Origin of the sequence: Streptomyces eurythermus, from assembly GCF_014649115.1 — a bacterium.
GTDB lineage: Bacteria > Actinomycetota > Actinomycetes > Streptomycetales > Streptomycetaceae > Streptomyces > Streptomyces eurythermus.
In genome coordinates this window covers 353896-377040 of the sequence record NZ_BMSK01000003.1, presented here as the reverse complement: position 1 = coordinate 377040, position 23145 = coordinate 353896, and the positions used below count along the sequence as shown (strand labels likewise).

Here is a 23145-nt window from a genome sequence, read left to right as displayed (position 1 = left end):
GCGCCGGTCACTCTCCAAAGCGGCGCGACTACGTACGGTCGTCACCCGCGGGTGGGGGTGACCGTCAGTAGTCGAAGGCGCGGGCGGTGTTCGCGGCCAGGGCCGTCGCCAGCGTGTCCTCGTCGGTGCCGCGTACGGCGGCCATCGCGCGGACCGTGACCGGAACGAGATACGGCGCGTTCGGCCGTCCGCGGTACGGCGCCGGGGTGAGGAACGGCGCGTCGGTCTCCACCAGGACCAGCTCCAGCGGGGCGACGGCGAGGGCGTCCCGCAGGTTCTGGGCGTTCTTGAAGGTGACGTTGCCGGCGAAGGACATGAAGTAGCCCTCGCGGGCGCAGATCCCGGCCATCTCGGCGTCGCCGGAGTAGCAGTGGAAGACGGTGCGCTCGGGAGCGCCCTCCTCCTTCAGGATCCGCAGCACGTCGGCGTGGGCGTCGCGGTCGTGGATGACGAGCGCCTTGCCGTGCCGCTTGGCGATCTCGATGTGGGCCCGGAAGGACCGTTCCTGGGCGGCCTTGCCCTCGGGGCCGGTGCGGAAGTAGTCCAGGCCCGTCTCGCCGACGCCCTTGACGTGCGGCAGCGCGGCCAGCCGGTCGATCTCCGCGAGGGCCTCGTCCAGCGCCGCGTCCCCGCCCGCCACCCGGGCCCCCTGCCGGGACCAGCCGTCGGGATCCCCGTGCACGATGCGCGGCGCCTCGTTGGGGTGCAGGGCGACGGCGGCGTGGACGCTGTCGTGCGCGGCGGCGGTCTCGGCCGCCCACCGCGAGCCCTTGATGTCGCAGCCGACCTGGACGACCGTCGTGACACCCACCGAGGCGGCCTTCGCCAGGCCCTCCTCGACCGTGCCGGACTGCATGTCGAGGTGGGTGTGGGAGTCGGCGACGGGCACCCGCAGGGGTACCGGAAGCGGCGGCGCGGCGTTCTTGTCGTCGCCCTTGGAGCTGTGGCCGGCGTTCGAAGGCATGCCCCGATCCTACGAAAGGGGCATGCCCCGGCCGGCCGGTGCTCCGCTCAGCCGGCCTTGCGGTGGAACGGGTGCAGCAGGTCGGACAGGTGCCAGTGGTGCGGCCGCCCGGCCCGCCCCGGCACCCGCTCCACCTCGACCGGGCCCGCCGCCGGCACCCGGTGGGGCTGCCCGTCGGCCGCCGCGCGCACCGAGGCCACCTGGCCCGCGCGCATGATCCGCACGAGGTGACCGTCACAGTTCCGGCAGACCGGCCGGCTCAGCGGCGACGGCACCACCCGGCCGTCGGCCACGTACCGCACGACCCGCTCCCCCTCGGCGTTCGTGCGGTGCTCGATCACGTACGACTGCTCCCAGCCGTGCCCGCAGCGCATGCAGGCGAAGGCGTACGACTCGTGAACGACGTCGGTGGCCGAATCGGCGTCGGTGGCCGAACCGCGGAGACCGGTCTGCCCTGCTATGTCACTCATGCCAGCTCCTTCTTGCCCGGGTGCGTCCCTGTTGGACGGGTGCGTCCCACCGCCCAGTGGACGCCTCCCGTGGCGCGAAAGCATCCGACCTGCCGAGTGTTGGCCCCGATTTGGCCACGGCTTGCCCGAGCGTGCCGATTGGGACGACTGGGCTTTGCCATCGAGGCCGGCCTTTTGCCGGCGTATGGGGGGCGCGCCCCTTCAGTCACTCACCGGCCCGCTTGGCGGCCACCACGGCGTCGAAGACCACCCGCTTCGGCAGCCCCGCCTCCACCGCCACCGCCGCGATCGCCTCCTTGCGCCGCTCCCCGGCCTCCTCCCGCACCCGGACCCGGCGCACCAGCTCCTGCGCGTCCAGCTCCTCCGGCCCGGTCTCCGGCGCGCCCTCGACCACGACGGTGATCTCCCCGCGCACACCCTCCGCGGCCCACCGCGCCAGCTCGGCCAGCGGCCCGCGCCGCACCTCCTCGTACGTCTTGGTCAGCTCGCGGCAGACGGCGGCCCGCCGGTCCGCGCCGAAGACCTCGGCCATCGCGGCGAGGGTGTCGTCGAGCCGGTGCGGGGCCTCGAAGTAGACGAGGGTGCGCCGCTCGGCCGCCACCTCGCGCAGCCGGGACAGCCGCTCGCCGGCCTTGCGCGGCAGGAAGCCCTCGAAGCAGAACCGGTCCACGGGCAGCCCGGACAGGGCGAGCGCGGTGAGCACGGCGGACGGGCCGGGCACGGCGGTGACCCGGACGTCCCGCTCCACGGCGGCGGCGACCAGCCGGTAGCCGGGGTCGGAGACGGACGGCATGCCCGCGTCGGTCACCAGCAGCACGCGCGCCCCGCCGAGCAGCTCGGTGACCAGCTCGGGGGTGCGGGCGGCCTCGTTGCCCTCGAAGTAGGAGACCACGCGGCCCTTGGGGGTGACGCCCAGCGCCTGGGTGAGCCGGCGCAGCCGCCGGGTGTCCTCGGCGGCGACCACGTCGGCCGCGGCCAGCTCCTCGGCCAGCCGGGGCGGCGCGTCCGCGATGTCGCCGATGGGGGTACCTGCCAGGACAAGGGTTCCAGTCACGCCCCCATCCTCCCAGGGCCCGCGCCGGAGGAGGAAAACGCGCACCCGACGACCGGTACCGCACATGCGCGGGACTCCCACAGGACGGTTCCCTACGATGGCGCGGTGACCAGTACCGCGTCCTCCATGGACCTCCGGCAGGGCCAGGCACCGCACGAGGGGCGGCCGTCGTGGCAGCGGCGGCTGCGCCGATTCGGTTACGCGCCGGGCAAGGACGCGCCGGCCGGCGACGTACGCGACCGGCTGGTGCCGCCGTACGCGCAGCCGAGCCCCCGGCTGTGGCGGGTGCTGGGCGCCTCGCCGGTCCTGGCCGAGCGGCTGACCCGCTGGTCGGGCTGGGGCGGGCCGCTGCTGGTGACGCTGCTCGCGGGCCTGACGCGGTTCTGGAACCTGGGCAGTCCGCGGGCGGTGATATTCGACGAGACGTACTACGCCAAGGACGCCTGGGCGCTCGTCCACCGCGGTTTCGAGGTCAGCTGGGACCAGTACGGCAAGAACGCCAACGACATGGTGCTCCAGCAGCACGGCGGCCTGGCGGTGCCGACCGACGCGGCGTACGTCGTGCACCCGCCGGTCGGCAAGTACGTGATCGGGCTCGGGGAGCTGCTGTTCGGGTTCGACCCGTTCGGCTGGCGGTTCATGACGGCGCTGCTCGGGACGCTGAGCGTGCTGCTGCTGTGCCGGATCGGGCGCCGGATGTTCCGCTCGACGTTCCTGGGCTGTCTGGCGGGCGCGCTGATGGCGGTGGACGGGCTGCACTTCGTGATGAGCCGGACGTCCCTGCTGGACGGCGTGCTGATGTTCTTCGTGGTGGCCGCGTTCGGCGCCCTGGTGGTCGACCGGGACCGGGCCCGGGAGCGGCTGGCCGCCGCGCTGCCGGCCGGGCCGGACGGCCGGGTCCGGCCGGACGCGTCCGTCGCCGACACCTTCCGGTTCGGCTGGCGCCCGTGGCGCTGGACGGCGGGCGTGCTGCTGGGCCTGGCCGTGGGCACCAAGTGGAACGGCCTGTACGTCCTGGCGGCGTTCTGTGTGATGACGGTCCTGTGGGACGTCGGCACCCGCAAGGTGGCCGGCGCCCGTCACCCGTACCTCGCGGTCCTCAAGTACGACACCGGTGCCGCGTTCGTGGCGACGATCCCGGTGGCGCTGGTGGTCTACGTGGCCTCCTGGACCGGCTGGATCCTCTCCCCCACCGACGGCACGGGCGGCTACTACCGCGACTGGGCGGCCACCGACGGCAGGGGTGGCACCTGGTCGTTCCTGCCGGACTGGCTGCGCAGCCTGTGGCACTACGAGCACGAGGTGTACAAGTTCCACGTCGGCCTGGACCAGCCGCACACGTACCAGTCCAACCCGTGGAGCTGGATCGTGCTGGGCCGCCCGGTGTCGTACTTCTACGAGTCCCCCGGCCCCGGCACCGACGGCTGCCCGGCGGACGCCGGGGAGAAGTGCGCCCGGGAGGTGCTGGCGATCGGCACACCGCTGCTGTGGTGGGCAGCCTGCTTCGCGATCGCCTACGTGCTGTGGCGCTGGGCGCTGCGCCGCGACTGGCGGGCCGGTGCCATCGCCTGCGGGATCGCGGCCGGCTATCTGCCGTGGTTCCTGTACCAGGAGCGGACGATCTTCCTCTTCTACGCGGTCGTCTTCCTGCCGTTCCTGTGCCTGGCGGTGGCGATGATGACCGGCGCGATCATCGGCCCGCCACGCTCCAGCGACACCCGCCGGGTGATCGGCGCGACGGCGGCGGGCGTCCTGGTCCTGCTGATCGCCTGGAACTTCATCTACTTCTGGCCCCTGTACACGGGCACCGCCATCCCGATCGACTCGTGGCGGTCGCGGATGTGGCTGGATACGTGGGTTTAGCCGAGCGGTGCCGCGCGGGCCCGGTCTGCGGCAGAATGCGGGGCGAGTGCGGCGCGGGGGGCCGGGGGGTCCGGCGCGCTGTCGGTGACAACAGCCCTGGGGGAGCAGTTGCTGCACGGCGGGCCCATCCCGATTCCGGGCCATCTGAAACTGCCCTCGGGGCGCCAGCGGGTCCTTCGGCGGCTGCGCCGCACCTGGCGGTCGCGCAAGGCGCTGAAGGGCGTCACCCAGTGGATCCTGGACTGGGGACTGCCGATGGCCGTCTGCCTCGGCGCGCTGTACTTCTTCGCGGTACGGGCGGAGAGCCCCAGCGAGGTGTACCGGGCGTTCACCCTGATCGACCCGCCCCGGCACGTGCTGCTGTGGCTGGCGTCGCTGGTGGGCTGGCTCCTCGTGCCCGCGATCATCGGTGGGTTCGCGGGTCATGTGATCGCCGAGCGGATCAGCCGGGCGAAGTCGATCTCGACGCACACCCTCTTCCGGCAGCGCAAGCTGCGCCAGCGGCTGCGCCCGCCCGGCCTCATCGACGACCTGTCCGGCTACTTCCACGGGGCCGTCGCGCAGCAGGACTTCGTCGACGCCTGGGTGCGGGTGGCGCACCGCAACGACTGGGTCAGGGCCCAGGACCACTGGGAGGTCTTCGTGCGGGACACCATGTCGACCCAGCAGTACGCTCATCTCGACCGCCACGAGTGCCTGCGCCAGGTGCAGAGCGCGGCCCGGATGGTGCTGCGCGTCACGGCACGGAGCTGCGGGCTCTGCCTCGTCTGTGAAAGGAGGCGGTGAGCGGTGCGTTCCGACGACGCGGTGGAGATCATGCGGGCGTCGCTGGCCCTGGCCTTCCCGACGGCCAGCGCCGAAGGCCTGACGAGAGCGGCCGAGACACTGATCCGCTGGGGTTCGGAGGACGTCGAGGACCACCTGGACCAGGAACTGATCGCCCGGATGCTGCTCGACCTGCTGCGGGTCGCCGGGGTGGCACCCCGCGATTTCCGGCCCGTGGACGAGGACTGGGACGGGGACGCCCTGCGGGAGACGGCGGCCCGGTACCGCACCTGGTCGCACTCCGACGGCATGGCCCCGCTGCCGTTCCTGCCGCGGCCTCCGGACGAGCCCCGGGGCCGCCGCGATCCAGGCGGCCCCTTCATACCCGACGACCCCGACGACCCCTTCGGGCCGGGCCGGCGCTGACCGAGTCACGGTTCGAACAACTCCCGCCCCAAGCGCACCGCAACCGCTTACAGTGCTCCCGCACAGTGAGTTGAACATGTTCAACAGGCTGAACGGGAGGGGGAACCGCGCCATGCGCAACGGGGTCAAGGCGGCCGTGGTGGGCGGAGTGTGCGTCACGCTGCTGAGCGGCGCCGGCTACGGGCTCTACAACTTCGCGTCCGCGATGAGCGGTGACAGCGGCACGGCGGCCGGCGTGGCGCCCCCGCGCACCGGACCGCCCAGCGGCCCGGAGGTGAAGGAGACCACCAAGGCGTTCTTCGCCGCCTGGGAGAAGGGGGACGCGGCGACCGCGGCCTCCTACACGAACTATCCGGAGTCCGCCGAGGCGCTGCTGACGGCCTACGGCCAGGACGCGCACATAGGCAGGGTGCGGATCACACCGGGCACGCCCGTCGGCGACACGGTGCCCTTCGGCGTGACCGCGACGGTGTCCTACGACGGCACCTCCAAGCCGCTGTCCTACCGCGGCACGCTCACCGTCGTACGCGGCGTCACCTCGCACCGGGCGCTGGTCGACTGGCGGCCCTCCGTGGTCCACCCGCGGCTGCGCCAGGGCGACACGCTGACCACCGGGGAGTCGTCCGCCCCTCAGATCGAGGCCGTGGACCGCACCGGGAAGGTGCTGGACCGGGAGAAGTACCCCTCGCTCGGCCACCTGCTGGACGAGCTGCGCGGCCGGTACGGCGACAGGACCGGCGGCAGGCCCTCGGTGGAGCTGGTGATCCGGCACCAGGCCACCCCGGACGGCAGCCAGGCCGCGGACACCCCGCTGGTCACCCTGGCCAAGGGCAGACCGGGCCGGCTTCCCACCACGCTCAGCGCGAGCGTCCAGGCGGCGGCCGAGGCGGTCGTGATGAAGTACCCGGAGTCCTCCGTGGCGGCCGTCAAGCCGAGCACCGGCGAGATCCTCGCCGTCGCCAACAACCGCACGGACGGCTTCGACGCGGCCCTCCTCGGCGAACGCGCCCCCGGCTCCACCATGAAGATCGTCAGCGCGGCGACCCTCATCGACAACGGCCTGACCACGGCGGACGGCCCGGCGCCCTGCCCGCCCTCGGCCGTCTGGCAGAGCCAGACCTTCCAGAACCTCAAGGGCCTGGCGCCCGACGAGCACGCCACCCTCGCCGACAGCTTCGCCCGCTCCTGCAACACGGCCTTCGTGAAGTTCGCCGACGAGGTGAGGCCCGACTCCCTCACCCGGGAGGCCGAGGACCGGTTCGGGCTGGGCCGCGACGACTGGCAGGCCGGCGTGCCCACCTTCGACGGCCGGGTCCCCGCCACCGGCGGCCCGGACACCGCCGCAAGCCTGATCGGCCAGGGCCAGGTGCAGATGAGCCCGCTGAACATGGCCTCCGTGACGGCGACCGCGATGACCGGCGCCTTCCGCCAGCCGGTGATCGTGCCGCTGAGCCTGGACGGCCGCGAACCGGCACGCGCGCGCGGCCTCGCGCCGGGCACCGTCCGGCAGCTGCGCGCGATGATGAACCGCACCGCGCGCTCCGGCACCGCGGCCGGGGTGATGGCCGGGCTCAGCGGGGACGTCGGCGCGAAGACCGGCTCCGCCGAGACCGACGGCGCGGCCCGCTCGGACAGCTGGTTCACCGGGTACCGGGGCGATGTCGCCGCGGCGGCCATGGTCCAGGACGGCGGGCACGGCGTCGACGCCGCCGGGCCGATTGTCGCAACCGTGCTACGGAACGCCGATTGAGATCACCCGTGAAGACGGGGACCTTAAGGTGAAAGCCGTCGTTGGGAGTGTGAGGGCTTAGGAGAGCCTGGGAAGCGCGCGGAGGAACTGAGGCTGTGGGCAAGAGAAGGCGCGTCGCCGAGCGACGGAAGACCCGTCCCGCCGTGCTCGGCGGGATGCTCGCCGTGGTCGTCGGCGGCGCCGGGGTCGGCCTCTACGCGCTCTACGACGGCGGGGCCGCGGCCGACGAGGGCACCGCGGCCACGGCCGCCCGCGAGAACGTGAAGACCGGTCCGCTCACCGCCGCCGAGGTCCGCACGGCCACCACCCGCTTCCTCACCGCCTGGCAGCACGGCAGGACCGCCGAGGCCGCCGCCGCCACCGACGACCCCGCGGCGGCGGCCCCGCTGCTCACCGGCTACGCCAAGGACGCCCACCTGGAGAACGTCACCCTCACCCCCAAGCCGGCCAAGGGCGCCACGGTGCCCTTCGACGTCCGCGCCACCCTCGCCTACAAGGGCGTCAGCAAGCCGCTGGCCTACGGCAGCTCGCTCACCGTCGTACGCCGCCCGGGTGACGGCGAGCCGCGGGTCGACTGGCACGCGGCCGTCGTCCACCCGGAGCTGCGGGACGGCGACCGGCTGGTGACCGGCGCCTCCGGCACCCCGCCGGTCAAGGCGCTGGACCGCGACGGCGGCGAGATCACCACCGCCCGGTACCCGTCGCTGGGCACGGTGCTGGACGGGCTGCGGGAGAAGTACGGCAAGACCGCCGGCGGCACGGCGGGCGTCGAGCTGCGCGTGGTGCGCGGCAAGGAGTCCAAGGCCGCCAAGCTGTCCGACAAGACGCTGGCGGAGCTGAGCGAGGGCACCCCGGGCACGGTGCGGACGACGCTCAGCCCGGCGCTCCAGGCGGCGGCCGAGCGGCAGGTGGACAAGCGGGCGAAGGCCTCGGTGGTCGTGCTGCGGCCCTCCACCGGCGAGATCCTCGCGGTCGCCAACAGCGGGCACGGCTTCAACACCGCCTTCCAGGGCTCCCTCGCCCCCGGCTCCACCATGAAGATCATCACGTCGTCGCTGCTCATCGACAAGGGCCTGGCCTCGGCGGACAAGCAGCACCCCTGCCCGAAGACGGTCACCTACGGCGGCTGGAAGTTCCACAACGACGACGACTTCGAGATCAAGGGCGGCACGTTCAAGGCGAGCTTCGCCCGCTCCTGCAACACCGCCTTCATCAGCCAGGCGGAGAAGCTGGACAACGACGACCTGACCAAGCAGGCCCAGCAGGTCTTCGGGCTGTCGATGGACAACTGGGCGATCGGCGTGCCCAGCGTCGACGGCTCGGTGCCGGTGCAGTCGGCGGCGCAGATGGCGGCCGAGCTGATCGGGCAGGGCGGGGTGCGGATGAACCCGCTGAACATGGCGTCGGTCGCGGCCACCGTGAAGGCGGGCTCCTTCCACCAGCCGTACCTGGTCTCCCCGTCCGTCGACCACCGGACGCTGGCCACCGCCGCGCGCACCCTGTCCCCGAAGACCCTCTCCCAGCTGCGCGAGCTGATGCGGTACACGGCCGCCTCCGGCACGGCGGCGGAGGCGATGGCGGGGCTCGGCCCGGACTACGGCGCGAAGACCGGCTCGGCGGAGGTCGACGGCCAGAAGAAGCCGAACGGCTGGTTCACCGCCTACCGGGGCGACCTCGCCGCCGCGGGCGTGGTCCAGGCGGGCGGCCACGGGGGCGACACGGCCGGTCCCATCGTGGCGTCGCTGCTGAAGCTCGGGGGCTGATCAGCCGCGGACCGGCTCGGCGGTGTAGGTGCGGCGCAGGAACCGCAGCAGGGTCTTGGAGTCGAACTGCACGACGTCCACGCCGTGGTCGCCGTGGAACTCCACGACGGCCTGGACCCGCCCGCAGGGCCACACCCGGACGTCGCCGGTCCCGGCCGGCGCACGCAGTCCCCGTTCGAGCAGCGCGCGGGAGAAGGTCCACTCGTGGGGTCCGGGCAGTCCGATGCGGACGGAGCGGGGATCGCGGTCGGGGTCGTAGCGCAGCACGACGGGCACGGCCCCCGGGTCCTCCTCGTCCGTGACGATATGAGCGCGTGCGTACTGTTCGACCACAGACATCGGACCGCCCTTTCACGCACCGTGACCTATGTGAAAGCTGTTCTTCCGCTTCCATCCAGAGTGGCACATTTTCCGGTTCGCGCCCCGATGGGAGACGAGACTTTGTCTCTCTTGCAAGAGGTTCGCAACAAGGGCCTAAAATCGTCGGGTGCATGTACCTGACGGATTCATAGACGCCCCGACCTCCGCGGTCACCGGAGTGGTCGCCGCCGGCGCCCTCGCGGTGAGCCTGCGCGGCGCCCGCCGCGAGCTGGACGAGCGCACCGCACCGCTGGCCGGTCTGGTCGCGGCGTTCATCTTCGCCGTACAGATGCTCAACTTCCCCGTCGCCGCCGGGACCAGCGGGCACCTGCTCGGCGGGGCCCTCGCGGCGATACTCGTCGGACCGTACACGGCCGTGCTGTGCGTGTCGGTGGTGCTCCTGATGCAGGGCGTGCTGTTCGCCGACGGCGGGCTGACCGCGCTCGGCGTGAACATCACCGACATGGCGCTGGTCACCACCGTCGTGTCGTACGCCGTCTTCCGCGGCCTGCTCGCCGTGCTGCCCCGCAAGCGGCGCTCGGTGACCGTGGCCTCCTTCGTCGCCGCGCTGGTCTCCGTGCCCGCGGCCGCGGTCGCCTTCACCCTGATCTACGCGGTCGGCGGCACCGCGGACGTCCCCATCGGCAAGGTCGCCACCGCGATGGTCGGTGTCCATGTGCTCATCGGCATCGGCGAGGCCGTCATCACCGCGCTGACGGTCGGTGCCGTCATCGCCGTCCGCCCCGACCTGGTGCACGGCGCGCGCGGTCTGCGCCAGCGGCTCCAGCTGCGGGTGAACGGCGCCCTGGTGGACGCCCCCGCGGCCGAGCCCGCCGCCCCGGTGCCCGCCGCGGCCCGCACCTCGCGGCGCACGCTGTGGGTGACCGGCCTGGTCACCTCCCTGGTCCTGGCCGGCTTCGTCAGCTTCTACGCCTCCGCGAACCCCGACGGCCTGGAGAAGGTCGCGCACGACAAGGGGATCGACAAGAAGGAGAAGGAGCACGCCGCCGCCGACTCACCGCTGGCCGACTACGGCGTGAAGGACATCTCCGACGCCCGGCTCTCCGGCGGTCTCGCCGGCGTCATCGGCGTCGGCGTCACCGTCGTCGCGGGCAGCGCGGTGTTCTGGGCGCTGCGCCGGCGGCGCACCGACGACGCCTCCCCCGTGAACACGGGCGTCTGACATGGGGGCTGGACACGCGCACCGGCTGTACCGGCACGGGCACTCGCCCGTGCACGGGCTGCCGCCGCACACCAAGCTCGCCGCCGCGTTCCTGTTCGTGGTGGTCGTGGTGTCCACCCCGCGCGAGGCGATGTGGGCGTTCGCGGTGTACGCCGTGCTGCTCGCGTCCGTCGCGTACCACGCGCGCGTGCCCGCCGGTTTCCTGCTGCGGCGGCTGCTGATCGAGGTGCCGTTCGTGGCGTTCGCGGTGCTCATGCCGTTCGTCGCCGAGGGCGAGCGGGTGCACGTCCTCGGGCTCTCGCTCAGCGTGAACGGGCTGTGGGGCGCCTGGAACGTGCTCGCCAAGGGCACCCTCGGCGTCGCCGCCTCCGTGCTGCTGGCCGCCACCACCGAGCTGCGCGAACTCCTGCTCGGCCTGCAACGGCTGAAGCTGCCGCCGCTGCTCGTGCAGATCGCCTCCTTCATGATCCGCTACGGCGACGTCATCACCGACGAGATGCGCCGGATGCGGATCGCCCGGGAGTCGCGCGGCTTCGAGGCGAAGGGCGTGCGGCACTGGGGCGTGCTCGCCAAGTCCGCCGGCGCGCTGTTCATCCGCTCCTACGAACGCGGGGAGCGGGTCCACCTGGCCATGGTGAGCCGGGGGTACGCCGGGTCGATGCCGGTCATCGACGAGGTGACCGCCTCCGGCGCCCAGTGGCGGCACGCCCTCACCCTCCCCTGTGCCGCCCTCGTCGTCTGTCTGCTGGGATGGTTCCTGTGACTGCTTCTCTGGAGGTCTCCGGCCTCGCCTTCGCCTACCCGGACGGACACCAGGCCCTGTTCGGCGTGGACTTCTCCCTCGCGCGCGGCGAGCGGGTCGCCCTGCTCGGCCCCAACGGCGCCGGCAAGACCACCCTGGTCCTGCACCTCAACGGCATCCTGAGCGGCGGCACGGGCACGGTGACCGTGGCCGGGCTGCCGGTCGGCAGGCAGCACATGGCCGCGATCCGGCAGAAGGTCGGCATCGTCTTCCAGGACCCGGACGACCAGCTGTTCATGCCGACCGTGCGGGAGGACGTGGCGTTCGGCCCGGCCGCCGCCGGGATCAAGGGGGCCGCGCTCCAGGAGCGGGTGGACACCGCGCTGGAGCGGGTCGGCATGCGGGACTTCGCCGACCGGCCGCCGCACCACCTGTCCTTCGGGCAGCGCCGCCGGGTCGCGGTGGCCACCGTGCTCGCGATGGAACCGGAGATCCTGGTCCTGGACGAGCCGTCGTCCAACCTCGACCCGGCCTCCCGCCGCGAGCTCGCCGACATCCTGCGCTCGCTGGACGTGACGGTCCTCATGGTCACGCACGACCTGCCGTACGCGCTGGAGCTGTGCCCCCGCTCCCTGATCCTCAGCGACGGCGTGATCGCGGCGGACGGCCCGACCGGCGAACTGCTCTCCGACGAGGAGCTGATGCGGGCGCACCGGCTGGAGCTGCCGTTCGGCTTCGACCCGAAGTCCGTGACCATGGGCGCGTGACCTCCGCCCCACCCCCGGCTACGTCGACGTAACGATTCCGCCGGGCCGGTCCCACCGAGGAATCGCAGGCGTGCGCGCCCTGTTGCACCCACTGTCGCAGGCGATCGGGAAGGGATGGCGAACGTGCAGAACGCGGCCGTGAACGGCACAGTGGCCGAGGGCTTCGAGCCGGTCAGGGAGGCGTTCGCCGAGAACTTCGCGCGGCTCGGCGAGCGCGGCGCGGCCGTCGCGGTCTACCGCGACGGACACCGCGTGGTGAACCTGTGGGCCGGCACCCGGGACATCGACGGCACGGCGCCCTGGGAGCCCGGCACCGCCCAGATCGTGCGCTCGGCCACCAAGGGCGTGGCCGCCGCCGCCCTGCTGCTCCTGCACCAGCGCGGCGAACTGGACCTGGACGCCCCCGTCGGCGCGTACTGGCCGGAGTTCAAGGCGGCCGGCAAGGACCGGACCCGGGTGTGGCACCTGCTCGCGCACCGGGCGGGCGTACCCGTGCTGGACCGTCCGCTGACCCCCGCCGAGGCCGTCGACCCCGATCTCGGCGCCGCGGCCGTGGCCGCCCAGGCGCCGGTGTGGGAGCCGGGCACGGAGCACGGCTACCACGCCCAGACCTACAGCTGGCTCACCGGCGAACTGCTGCGCCGGGTCACCGGCCGCCCGGTGGGCGAGTGGGTGGCCGAGGAGATGGCGGGGCCCGTCGGCGCGGACCTGTGGCTCGGGCTGCCGGAGGCGGAGCGGGCCCGCGCGGGCCGGGTCGGCCGGGCGGAGACGCCCGAGACGGCGGGCGGTCTGAAGACCCGCCCCAAGCGCGCGGTGGCCGAGGCCTACGCCGACCCGGACTCCCTCACCCGCCGCGCGTTCGCCGCGATCACCCCGCTGCCGGACGAGAACGACCCCGGCTACCGCGCCGCCGCCCTGCCCGCCTCCAACGGCATCGCCACGGCCGACGGACTGGCCCGCTTCTACGCCGCGCTGACCGGCGAGGTGGACGGCGGCACCCGCCTGTTCACCCCGGACACCATGGAGCTGGCCCGCACCGAGCGGTCCGCCGGGCCGGACCGGGTGCTGGTCGTCGGCACCCGCTTCGGACTCGGCTACATGCTGCACGGCACCGCGTCGCCGCTGCTCTCCCCCGGTTCCTTCGGCCACCCCGGCCGCGGCGGGGCCCTCGCCTTCGCCGATCCGGAGTCCGGCATCGCCTTCGGCTATGTCACCAACGGCTTCCGCGCGAGCGTGACGGCGGACCCTAGGGCGCAGGCGCTGGTACGGGCCGTGCGCACGGCGCTCGCCTGATCCACGGCCGCGCCCGGCGCACGCCGGGCGCGGATCACACGTGGATCGGGTGGGAGGTCCGCCCGGACGCCGAGTCGATCTCCTCGTGCGCCTTGCTCAGCAGTTGCATGGCCAGGTCGTTCAGCGCGCGGGCGCCGGCGATCTCCTCGCCGACCCGGGGCTGGTTGGGGTCGACCTGGTGCCTGCTGGCCCGGCCGTGCGCCCGTACCTCGCTGCCGTCGGGCAGCCGCACCAGGGCCGCCGCGCGCGTGTGCAGGTCGTCCTCCTCCTTGAACTCCAGCTCGACGTGCCAACCGACAGTGGTGTGCGTCATCGCGACCACCTCCGAGAATCGCTGCTTCCAGGGTGCGCCCTGTCACCCCGGCCCGCCATGCCGGCGGTGTCAGGCGGTGCGTTCGCGCACGTCCGCGACGGTGGCGCCGGCGTGCACGACGAGGTCCTTCGGCGCCACGGGGAAGACGGTGTGCGGCGTACCGGCCGCCGCCCACACCACGTCGTGCTCCAGCAGCGCGCGGTCGGCGAGGACCCGGGTGCGGGTGCGGTGCCCGAAGGGCGGCACACCGCCGATGGCGTACCCGGTGGTCTCCCGCACCACCCGGGCGTCGGCCCGGCCGACCTTCCCCGCGCCCAGTTCCTCCCGCACCCGCTCCACGTCCACCCGCGAGGCCCCGTCCATCAGCACCAGCACCGGCTCCCCGTCGGCGGCGAAGACCAGGGACTTGCAGATCTGGCTCAGCCCGCACCCGATCGCGGCGGCGGCCTCGGCCGCGGTCCGGGTGGCCTCCGGGAAGCGGCGGGTGCGCGCGAGGACGTCCTCCAGCCCGAGCGCCCGCAGCGCTTCGGCGAACCGGGGGTGGGCTCCGGAGTCTTCGGCGTTGGCGTCTGTCGTCGTCATGCGGGGCACGCTACGACACACCCGGCCGCCGCTCACGGTCATTTCGGTCCCCGGAACCGGATGTGACCCTGGTCCGTCGTCATGATTGTCTGGCTGCGCGACAGAACACCATCCGCGCAAAGGAACGAACACAGCAAGAGGCCTGGTGGCCGTGTCGGCGACCGGGCGACGGGGGATACACGTGAGCGAACGCAAAGCCGTACACGGGGACGACAAGCTGCCCGAACCGGGACAGTCGAAGCTGCCGCTGTCCCCGGACGAGGTCAAGCGGCACGGCGTCCTGCCGGGCTTCGAGGGCCACTACACGGCACCGCCCGCCGGCAGCACCGCCGACCCGCTGGACCGGCCGCAGTTGCGTCCGGACCCGCCCGGCATCATCAAGCCGCCGGCGGCCCCGGGCGGCCCGCCGGACCTGAAGATCGCACCGGGCGTGCTCAAGAAGGCCGCCGGCCAGGTGGACGACATCCACGACGCCTTCTACAAGCCGGCGGCCTCACTGGAGGAGCCGGCGCTGACGGCGGTGCGCGCGCTGGGGGTGCTCGAGTCCGCACTGGCGATCCAGCTCGCCCACCGGCAGTGGGAACGGCAGGCCGGCACGGTGACGGCGTGGTTGGCGCACATCTCCGAGAGCCTGCGATCGAGCGACGGGACCTACACCAAGACCGACGTCGCCGTCGGGCAGACGTCGAACCAGGTGCGCATCCGTTCGGCACTGGAGGGCTACTGATGTCCGGCACTTTCTTCCAGGATCTGCTGGCCGCGGACCTGTCGACCCTGGACGACCTCGCGGACCGCTGGGAAAGCGTCCACCGCGACATCAAAGGTCTCGGCAAGCGCATGAACGACGAGGTCCTCAGCCCGCTGCGCGACAAGGGCTACTGGGAGGGGGTCGCGGCTCCGTACGCCTGGCGGATGATCGACGACGTCCAGCGTCAGCTGGAGAACGCCGCGAAGGTGGCGGACTCGGCGCGACGCGTGGTCGAGGACGCGGTGAGCGATCTGAAGTCCGCCCAGAAGGACCTCAAGGACGCCGTCCGGCGGATCACGGAGAAGGGTCTGTACGTCAACACGGACGGGACCGTGGCCGGCGACATCGTCGACGGCGCCTGCAAAGCCACGCTCACCGACGAGGAGCACAAGAGCATCGAGGCCGCGCAGCACGAGATGGCAGGACTGCTCCGGCGCGCCGTCACGGCCGACCGCAACCTCGCCTACAGCCTGACGTCGGACCTGGGCCTCGGCCAGTGGTTCAACGACGCCCCGAGGTTCACGGACATCGACTCCACGAAGAAGATCGGGGAGGACGAGTACAACGCGCTGAACCTCGCCATGAAGGGTGAGAACCCCTACCCGGCGTCCAGTTCGGACGACCCGTACTCGCTCGGCTGGGACTGGGTGACCGGTGACGGCTCCCGGCAGCGGACGTACCACAGCGGCGACGAGATGACCGAGCTGATCCGTTCCAGCGAGAGCATGCGGCAGCTCCGGCTGGACACGGTCGAGAAGTTCCGCGGCGACGGCCTGAGCGAGGGCAACGTGTCCTACTCGATCTCGGAGAGCGGCAAGCTGGGCGCGCTCAAGAAGCTCGTCACCACGGACCTGCCCGCCATCGTCACGGGGGACGAGGAGCACCTCGGCGAGGCGTTCACGGGCTCGTACAACCTGCACTACACGGTCAAGGGCGAGGACCCCGACGGCTCGCTGGTGGTCGAGTACAAGCTGCACAACGACACGAGCAACGCGTCGTTCCTGCACTACATCGGCTACTACGACTGGCTCGACAAGCTCAACCGTGAGGAAGGCGTCTTCTCGTCCGTGGGACAGGAGATCGTCTGGACCGAACGCATTCCGGCGAAGGGAAAGTAGTCCGGTGTCCCGAGTCCGCATGGCGGGGAGGCGTGCGCGCCTGCTGACGGCCGCCACCGTACTGGCCCTGCTGTCCCCCTTGGCCTCCTGCTCCTCCGCGTCGACGGCCGTGGAGGCGTGCATGGGGAAACAGGCCGTCTCCGCGACCACGGGGGAGCTGGAAGGCACCTACACGGGTGAGGCCCACGCCAAGGGCGTGAAGATCACTCTCAAGGCGTCGGACACCGGCACCGGTGGGACCGTCACCGTGCGCAACTGGCCGACCGGCGCCTGGTACAAGAGCGAACTCGGCGAGACATTCGACGGCTCCGGCACCTGGGACGTGGAGGGAGGTCACCAGCCCGGCGACCACGCGCAGGTCCACCTGTCCTTCACGGAACCGGAGCTCTTCCTGCGCGACTACACCGTCGACATGCTGTCCATCGCCAAGGACTCCCAGCGGATGTACCTCTACGAGGACTACGACCCCGACGTGTGCCCCACGTTCCGCCTGCGGCGCACCTGAGACCCCGGACAGTGAAGAGCCGGTGAGGGTGCGTCCCCGTCCCCACGGGCACCCTCACCGGCTGGTCAGCGGAGGCGGTACGTCAGGCGCGTACCAGTTCCCTCTCCTCCTCCGGGTCGGCGTGGGCGCGCAGGCCCTCGCCCTCCACGTCCACGTTGGGCAGCGCGCGGTCCAGCCACTTCGGCAGCCACCAGGCGCGCTTGCCGAGCAGCGCGAGGACCGCCGGGACGATGGCCATGCGGACGACGAACGCGTCGAAGAAGACGGCGATCGCGAGGCCGAAGCCGATCATCTTGACCATCGACTCGCTGGAGCCGATGAAGCCGGAGAACACGGCGATCATGATGACGGCGGCGGCGGTCACGACCCGGGCGCCGTACTTGAAGCCGGTCACCACGGCCTGGCCGGGCGTCTCGCCGTGGACGTACGCCTCCCGCATCCGGGTCACGAGGAACACCTCGTAGTCCATCGCGAGGCCGAAGACGACGCCCACCATGAAGATCGGCATCATCGACATGACCGGGCCGGTCTGCTCGACGCCCATCAGGCCGGACAGCCAGCCCCACTGGAAGACCGCGACGACGGCGCCGAGCGCGGCGAGCACCGACAGCAGGAAGCCGAGGGCCGCCTTCAGCGGGACCAGCACCGAGCGGAACACCACGATCAGCAGCAGGAACGCGAGACCCACCACCAGGGCCAGGTACGGCAGCAGCGCGTCGTTCAGCTTCTGCGAGACGTCGATGTTCATCGCCGTGGAGCCGGTGACGAGCACCGTGGCACCGGTGTCCCGGGTGATCTCCGCGCCCTTGTCACGGATGGCGTGCACCAGGTCCTCGGTGGTGACCGAGGAGGGCTTGGAGTGGGGCACGACGGTGATCGTCGCGGTGTCGCCGGCCTTGTTGGGCGCGGCCGGGGTGACCGTGACGACGTCCTTCAGGCCCTTGATCTCGGCGCCGACCTCGGCGAACGCGTCCTTGGGACGCGCGCTGTCCTTGGCGTCGACGACGACCATCAGCGGGCCGTTGAAACCGGGGCCGAAGCCTTCGGAGAGCAGGTCGTAGGCGCGGCGCTGGGTGGTGGAGACGGGCTGGGAGCCGTCGTCGGGCAGGCCCAGCTCCAGCGAGGCGGCCGGGAGCGCCGCCGCGCCGAGGCCGAGGACGCCGAGCACCAGCACGGCGACCGGGCGGCGCACGACGAACCGGGCCCAGCGGGTGCCCATGTTGGGGCGGCCGGGCCGCTTGGGCGTACGGCCGCCGCCGAGCAGCTTGCTCTTCTCCCCGGCCGGCTTGATCTTGCGGCCGGCGTAGCCGAGCAGCGCCGGGATCATCGTCAGGGCGATGAGGACGGCGATGGCGACCGTGCCCGCCGCCGCGACGCCCATCTTCGTCAGCATCGGGATGTTGACGACGGACAGGCCGACCAGGGCGATGACGACGGTCAGGCCGGCGAAGACCACCGCGGAGCCGGCCGTGCCGACGGCGCGGCCGGCGGCCTCCTCGCGCTCGCGGCCCTCGGCGAGTTCGGCGCGGTAGCGGGAGACGATGAACAGGGCGTAGTCGATGCCGACGGCGAGGCCGATCATCGTGGCCAGGGTGGAGGTGGTGGAGCCCAGGTCCAGGGCGGAGGCCAGCGCGGTGATCGAGGCGACGCCGATGCCGACGCCGATGATCGCGGTCAGCAGCGGCAGCCCGGCGGCGAGCAGCGAGCCGAAGGTGATGACGAGGACGACGGCGGCGATCGCGATGCCGATGATCTCGCTGGAGCCGGTCTCCGGCGTCGCGTTCAGCGCGTCACCGCCGATCTCGACGGTCAGCCCGGCGTCCCGCGCGTGCTGCGCGGCCTCCTTGAGGTCGTCCCGGGTGCTGTCCTCCAGCTCCATGCCGGAGACCTTGTACTTCACCGACGCGTACGCGACGGTGCCGTTCTTGCTGACGGCGTGCCCGGTGTAGGGGTCGGCGACGGAGGCGACCTCGGGGCCGCCGCCCAGTTCCTTGACGGTCTTCTCGACGGCCGCCTTGTTCCCGGCGTCCGTCATCTTCTCGCCGCTCGGGGCCTTGAAGACGACTCGGGCGGTGGCGCCGTCGGCGCTCATCCCGGGGAAGCGCTGTTCCAGCAGGTCGAAGGCCTTCTGGGCCTCGGTGCCGGGGATGGAGAAGGAGGTGGTGCCGGGGGCCGGCGCTGAGGCCGCGCCCACCCCGGCGAGGGTGAGCAGCGCGACCCATATCAGGGCGACGAAGTGCCGTCGCCGGAAGGCGAGGCGGCCGAGTTTGTAGAGGAATGTGGCCACTTAGGGCGTACTCCCGGTCAAGTCGTGGGTTCAGCTGGGCAGGGATGATCAGCCCGACGACGTGAGCGGTGACGTCAGGTGGTGGGCTTGCTGGGGAGGTGGGTGTCGCGTCGGTTTCAGACGCCGAGGGCGGGGAGGACCACGGCGTCGATGTACGAAAGGAGGAAGTCCTGTGTCGGCGGCTGTTCGTCGATCAGGGTGCGGGCGGCGAACGCGCCGATCATCATGTGGAGCACGAACCCGGTCGCGGGGTTGTCCGCACGGACCTCGCCCCGCTCGACCGCCCGCTGGAGCACCCGGCGCAGCTCGGCCAGCTCCGGCTCGATCAGGTGTTCCCTGAACGCCTGGAGCAGGTCCGGGTTGCCGTGCACCGCCATGGCCAGGCCCCGCATCAGCGCGGAGTTCTGCTCCATCTCGCAGTCGTCGGCGTGCAGGATGAGGGCGTGCAGGTCGCCCTTGAGCGATCCGGTGTCGACCTCCGCGACGCGGCCCGGCTTGCCGTGCCGGACGGCTTTCGCGACCAGTTCGGCCTTGCCGCCCCACTGGCGGTAGAGCGTGGCCTTGCTGGAGCGGGTGCGGGCGGCCACGGCGTCCATGGTGAGGGCGTCGTAGCCGACCTCCCGGAGCAGGTCGAGCACGGCCTCGTACAACTCGGCCTCGCGCTCGGGCGTGATCCGACTGCGGCGCGTCGTCGCGACGCCTTCGGTCATGCCACTCACCTCCGCTCCGGGGCTTCCGCCTTCGTATCACCGAAGATACCCCGGCCGCTCTGCGAAACGAAACGGTTTCGTACGTGTGCTGGGTCACGAAGGTGAAGAGCCCATAAGGGGACCCGGCCGGCGCGGGCGCCCCGGCCACGAGTTGCCGGGCCCGTACGCCCGGAAAAGCATGGGGAGGGTGAGCTATCTGCGCCTTCCCCACCTCAGCGGCGACCTGCTGTGCTTCGTGGCCGAGGACGACCTCTGGCTGACCCGCCTCGGCGCCCCGGAGCGCGCCTGGCGGCTCACCGCGGACCGCACCAAGGCCGGCCATCCGCGCTTCTCCCCCGACGGCCGCCACATCGCCTACACCTCCTGGCGCAGTCTCGTCCCCGAGATCCACCTCGTCGACGTGGACGGCGGCGGGCCCGCACGCCGGCTGACGTACTGGGGCAGCGTCGACACCCAGGTCTGCGGCTGGACCCCGGACGGCGGCATCCTGGCCGTCGCCTCCCACGGCCAGCCCTTCTCCCACTTCACCTGGGCCTACAAGGTGCCGCCCGACGGCGACCCGGGCGGCCGGCTGCCCTGGGGACCGGTCTCCGACATCCAGGTCACCGGCCTCGGCGGCGAGCGCCGGACCCTGCTGCTCACCGGCACCCCGCCGCACGAACCGGCCTCCTGGAAGCGCTACCGCGGCGGCGCCACGGGCCGCCTGTGGCTGCACGGGCAGCGGCTGCTGGCGGACCTCGACGGCCATCTGTCCTGCCCCATGTTCGTCGCCGGCCGGATCGCCTTCCTCTCCGACCACGAGGGCGTCGGCAACCTCTACTCCTGCGCCCCCGACGGCACCGGCCTGCGCCGCCACACCGACCACGACGCCTTCTACGCCCGGCACGCCGCGAGCGACGGCAGCCGGGTGGTGTACCAGTGCGCGGGCGACCTGTGGCTGGTGGACGACCTCTCCCCCGGCGCCGGACCGCGCCGGCTCGACGTCCGGCTCACCGGACCGCGCACCGGCCGCCGCCCCTACCAGGTGCCGGCCGCGCAGCACGTCGACGGCATCTCCGTGGACGAGACCGGCCGGGCCAGCGCGGTCGTCGTCCGCGGCAGCCTGTACTGGCTCACCCACCGCGACGGCCCGGCCCGCACCCTCACCGAGACACCCGGCGTACGGGTCCGGCTGCCGGAGATGCTGGGGTCCACCGGGCAGGTCGCCTACGTCACCGACGCCGAGGGCGCGGACGCCGTCGAGATCGCCCAGCTCCCCCGCGCCACCGGCGACCGCGCCCCCCGCCGGCTGGCCTCCGGCGCCCTCGGCCGGGTCCTGGAACTGGCCTCCGACCCGCTGGGCGAACGGCTGGCGGTCGCCTCCCACGACGGACGGCTGCTGCTCATCGACGTGCCGGACGAGCCCGAAGAGGCGGCCGCCGAGGACACGGGCGCGGTCACCGAGCTGATCCGCTCCGTCAACGGGCCCGTCCGCGACCTCGCCTTCTCCCCGGACGGCGCCTGGCTCACCTGGTCGCACCCCGGCATCGGCCGCTCGCTCCGGCAGATCAAGCTGGCCCGCATCAAGGACCGGCTGATCGTGGACGTCACCAACGGCCGCTTCGAGGACGAGAACCCGGTCTTCACCCGCGACGGCCGCTATCTCGCCTTCCTGTCCTGGCGCGGCTTCGACCCGGTCTACGACGTGCACACCGGCGACCTGTCCTTCCCGCTCGGCTGCCGCCCCTACCTGGTCCCGCTGTCCTCGGCGACCCCCTCCCCCTTCGCGCTCAACCCGGAGGGCCGGCCGGCCGCCGGCGGGCTGGACCCGCTGGAGGACGAGGAGACCGGCGAGGCCGGCACGGTCACGGTCGAGGTGGAGGGGCTGGCGATGCGGGTCACCCCGTTCCCGGTGATCGCCTCCAAGTACTCCGGGCTGGCCCCGGTCGCGGGCGGCGGCCTGGTCTGGCTGCGCTGGCCGATCTCCGGCGCGCTCGGCGAGACCTTCGTCAACCCGGCCGACGTCAGCGGACGCCCGACCCTGGAGCACTTCACCCTCACCAAGGCGAAGAAGTCCGAACTGGTCGACCACCTGGACTGGTTCGCGGTCAGCGGCGACGGCACCCGGCTGGTCGTGGTGGACGAGGGAGACCTGCGGGCGGTGCCGTCGACCGAGGTGGGCGACGGTGACACGACCGTGTGGATCGACCTGCGCCGCATCCTGCACGAGGTGGACCCGCCCGCCGAGTGGCGCCAGGCGTACGACGAGGCGGGCCGGCTGATCCGCGCCTACTTCTGGGAGCCGGGCATGTGCGGCATCGACTGGGACGCGGTCCTCGACCAGTACCGCCCGCTGGTCGAACGCGTCGCCTCCCCCGACGAGTTCGCCGACCTGCTGCGCGAGGTCCTGGGCGAACTGGGCACCTCCCACGCCTATGTCACCGCCGCCCGCCGCAACGAGGGCCCGGCCCACTACCAGCGCTGGCAGGGCCTCCTCGGCGCCAACTTCGTCCGCCAGGACGGCCGTTGGCTGGTACGCCGGATCCTGGCCGGCGACTCCTCCGACTCCCGGGCCCGCTCCCCGCTGGCCGGCACGGGCATCCGCGAGGGCGCCGTCCTCACCCATGTCAACGGCCGCCCGGTGGACCCGGTGACCGGCCCCTACCCGCTGCTCGCCGGTTCCGGCGGTACGACCGTGGAGCTGACGTTCACCCCGGCGGACGGCGAGCCCGGCGGACCCCGGCGGGTCGCCGTGGTCCCGCTGGTCGACGAACGGCCCCTGCGCTACCAGGACTGGGTGGCCAAACGCCGGGACGTGGTGCGTGAGTTGAGCGACGGAAAGTGCGGCTATCTGCACATCCCCGACATGGGCGGCTCCGGCTGGGCCCAGTTCAACCGCGACCTGCGCCTGGAGATGTCCCGGCCGGCGCTGATCGTGGACGTGCGCGGCAACGCGGGCGGCCACATCAGCGAACTCGTGGTGGAGAAGCTGACCCGTACGATCCTGGGCTGGGACCTGACCCGGGACGCGCAACCGGTGTCGTACGCCTCCAACGCCCCGCGCGGGCCGGTGGTGGCCCTGGCCGACGAGGCGACCTCCTCGGACGGCGACATGATCACCGCCGCCTTCAAGCTGCTGGACCTCGGGCCGGTCGTCGGCCAGCGGACCTGGGGCGGAGTCGTCGGCATGACCGGGCGGCACCGCCTGGGCGACGGCACCGTCATCACCGTCCCGATGAACGCCGCCTGGTTCGACGCCTACGGCTGGTCCGTGGAGAACCACGGCGTCGCCCCCGACGTGGAGGTGCTGCGCACCCCCGTGGACTGGGCCGAGGGCCGCTACCCGGTGCTGGGCGAGGCCGTCCGGCTGGCCCTGGAACTGCTGGAGCGCCACCCGGCGGCGGTCCCCCCGGACTACAGCGGCGTACCCGACCGGACCCGCCCCAAGCTGCCCCCGCGGACGGCCGGGTAGACGGGGGCGTGGGGTGCCCTCCGGCGAAGGG

At 72.6% G+C, this 23145-nt stretch carries 21 protein-coding genes; 13 read left to right on the top strand and 8 right to left on the bottom strand.

Going from position 1 to position 23145, the window contains the following annotated elements:
• Positions 1-64: 64 nt before the first annotated feature.
• The 3 genes from IE251_RS07210 to rsmI form a co-directional block, all read right to left on the bottom strand.
• Positions 65-964, bottom strand: coding sequence for a TatD family hydrolase (locus IE251_RS07210; protein ID WP_189752042.1), 900 nt, complete (start codon positions 962-964; stop codon positions 65-67).
• A 47-nt stretch (positions 965-1011) separates the two neighbouring features.
• Positions 1012-1434, bottom strand: coding sequence for a hypothetical protein (locus IE251_RS07205; protein WP_189752041.1), 423 nt, complete (start codon positions 1432-1434; stop codon positions 1012-1014).
• 205 nt (positions 1435-1639) lie between these two features.
• Positions 1640-2488, bottom strand: a complete 849-nt coding sequence (rsmI, locus tag IE251_RS07200; protein WP_030779031.1) for a 16S rRNA (cytidine(1402)-2'-O)-methyltransferase — start codon at positions 2486-2488, stop codon at positions 1640-1642.
• A 105-nt stretch (positions 2489-2593) separates the two neighbouring features.
• Here rsmI and IE251_RS07195 point away from each other — a divergent pair, with 105 nt between their 5' ends.
• The 5 genes from IE251_RS07195 (at position 2594) to IE251_RS07175 (ending at position 9055) form a co-directional block, all read left to right on the top strand.
• Entirely contained in the window at positions 2594-4351 is a 1758-nt protein-coding gene (locus IE251_RS07195; RefSeq protein WP_189752040.1) for a dolichyl-phosphate-mannose--protein mannosyltransferase, read from the top strand.
• Positions 4352-4435: 84 nt separating this feature from the next.
• On the top strand, positions 4436-5137 hold the full coding sequence (locus tag IE251_RS07190) for a DUF6313 family protein (RefSeq protein ID WP_229896643.1): 702 nt from the start codon (positions 4436-4438) through the stop codon (positions 5135-5137).
• 3 nt (positions 5138-5140) lie between these two features.
• Entirely contained in the window at positions 5141-5542 is a 402-nt protein-coding gene (locus IE251_RS07185) for a hypothetical protein (RefSeq protein WP_189752039.1), read from the top strand.
• 112 nt (positions 5543-5654) lie between these two features.
• Positions 5655-7292, top strand: coding sequence for a penicillin-binding transpeptidase domain-containing protein (locus IE251_RS07180; RefSeq protein WP_189752038.1), 1638 nt, complete (start codon positions 5655-5657; stop codon positions 7290-7292).
• 95 nt (positions 7293-7387) lie between these two features.
• Positions 7388-9055 carry a penicillin-binding transpeptidase domain-containing protein gene (locus tag IE251_RS07175; RefSeq protein ID WP_189752037.1) on the top strand — a complete coding sequence of 556 codons (1668 nt, stop codon included), beginning with the start codon at positions 7388-7390 and terminating at the stop codon, positions 9053-9055.
• Here the strand turns inward: IE251_RS07175 and IE251_RS07170 are convergent, their stop codons facing one another.
• Positions 9056-9394: an SsgA family sporulation/cell division regulator gene (locus IE251_RS07170; protein ID WP_030779036.1), complete on the bottom strand. Its 339-nt coding sequence runs from the start codon at positions 9392-9394 to the stop codon at positions 9056-9058.
• Positions 9395-9542: 148 nt separating this feature from the next.
• On the opposite strand from IE251_RS07170, the gene IE251_RS07165 reads away from it, so the two are divergent.
• The 4 genes from IE251_RS07165 (at position 9543) to IE251_RS07150 (ending at position 13400) form a co-directional block, all read left to right on the top strand.
• A complete protein-coding gene (locus IE251_RS07165; RefSeq protein WP_189752036.1) occupies positions 9543-10598 on the top strand; it encodes an energy-coupling factor ABC transporter permease in 1056 nt (351 codons plus the stop codon).
• A gap of 1 nt (position 10599) precedes the next feature.
• Complete coding sequence (gene cbiQ / locus IE251_RS07160; RefSeq protein WP_189752035.1) at positions 10600-11361, top strand: cobalt ECF transporter T component CbiQ; 762 nt, start codon at positions 10600-10602, stop codon at positions 11359-11361.
• The gene (locus IE251_RS07155; RefSeq protein WP_189752034.1) at positions 11349-12107 is read left to right on the top strand and encodes an energy-coupling factor ABC transporter ATP-binding protein; all 759 of its coding nucleotides are present in this window, start codon (positions 11349-11351) and stop codon (positions 12105-12107) included. The genes cbiQ and IE251_RS07155 overlap by 13 nt, the downstream gene beginning before the upstream one ends.
• Positions 12108-12221: 114 nt before the next feature.
• Complete coding sequence (locus IE251_RS07150; protein WP_189752033.1) at positions 12222-13400, top strand: serine hydrolase domain-containing protein; 1179 nt, start codon at positions 12222-12224, stop codon at positions 13398-13400.
• Positions 13401-13434: 34 nt separating this feature from the next.
• Here IE251_RS07150 and IE251_RS07145 read toward each other — a convergent pair whose 3' ends face one another.
• Together IE251_RS07145 and IE251_RS07140 are read right to left on the bottom strand one after the other, a co-directional pair.
• Complete coding sequence (locus IE251_RS07145; RefSeq protein WP_189752032.1) at positions 13435-13713, bottom strand: DUF1876 domain-containing protein; 279 nt, start codon at positions 13711-13713, stop codon at positions 13435-13437.
• 69 nt (positions 13714-13782) lie between these two features.
• On the bottom strand, positions 13783-14295 hold the full coding sequence (locus tag IE251_RS07140) for a YbaK/EbsC family protein (protein ID WP_189752031.1): 513 nt from the start codon (positions 14293-14295) through the stop codon (positions 13783-13785).
• Between the two features lie 181 nt (positions 14296-14476).
• Here IE251_RS07140 and IE251_RS07135 point away from each other — a divergent pair, with 181 nt between their 5' ends.
• The 3 genes from IE251_RS07135 to IE251_RS07125 are packed head-to-tail and all read left to right on the top strand — an operon-like array spanning position 14477 to position 16666.
• Complete coding sequence (locus IE251_RS07135) at positions 14477-15022, top strand: hypothetical protein (protein ID WP_189752030.1); 546 nt, start codon at positions 14477-14479, stop codon at positions 15020-15022.
• On the top strand, positions 15022-16161 hold the full coding sequence (locus IE251_RS07130) for a hypothetical protein (protein WP_189752029.1): 1140 nt from the start codon (positions 15022-15024) through the stop codon (positions 16159-16161). Before IE251_RS07135 ends, IE251_RS07130 begins: the two co-directional genes overlap by 1 nt.
• Positions 16162-16165: 4 nt before the next feature.
• Positions 16166-16666, top strand: a complete 501-nt coding sequence (locus tag IE251_RS07125; protein ID WP_189752028.1) for a hypothetical protein — start codon at positions 16166-16168, stop codon at positions 16664-16666.
• A gap of 82 nt (positions 16667-16748) precedes the next feature.
• Here the strand turns inward: IE251_RS07125 and IE251_RS07120 are convergent, their stop codons facing one another.
• Positions 16749-18953, bottom strand: a complete 2205-nt coding sequence (locus IE251_RS07120) for an MMPL family transporter (RefSeq protein WP_189752027.1) — start codon at positions 18951-18953, stop codon at positions 16749-16751.
• Positions 18954-19069: 116 nt separating this feature from the next.
• Positions 19070-19663, bottom strand: a complete 594-nt coding sequence (locus IE251_RS07115; protein ID WP_189752026.1) for a TetR/AcrR family transcriptional regulator — start codon at positions 19661-19663, stop codon at positions 19070-19072.
• Positions 19664-19850: 187 nt separating this feature from the next.
• On the opposite strand from IE251_RS07115, the gene IE251_RS07110 reads away from it, so the two are divergent.
• On the top strand, positions 19851-23114 hold the full coding sequence (locus IE251_RS07110) for a S41 family peptidase (protein ID WP_189752025.1): 3264 nt from the start codon (positions 19851-19853) through the stop codon (positions 23112-23114).
• Positions 23115-23145 lie beyond the last annotated feature (31 nt).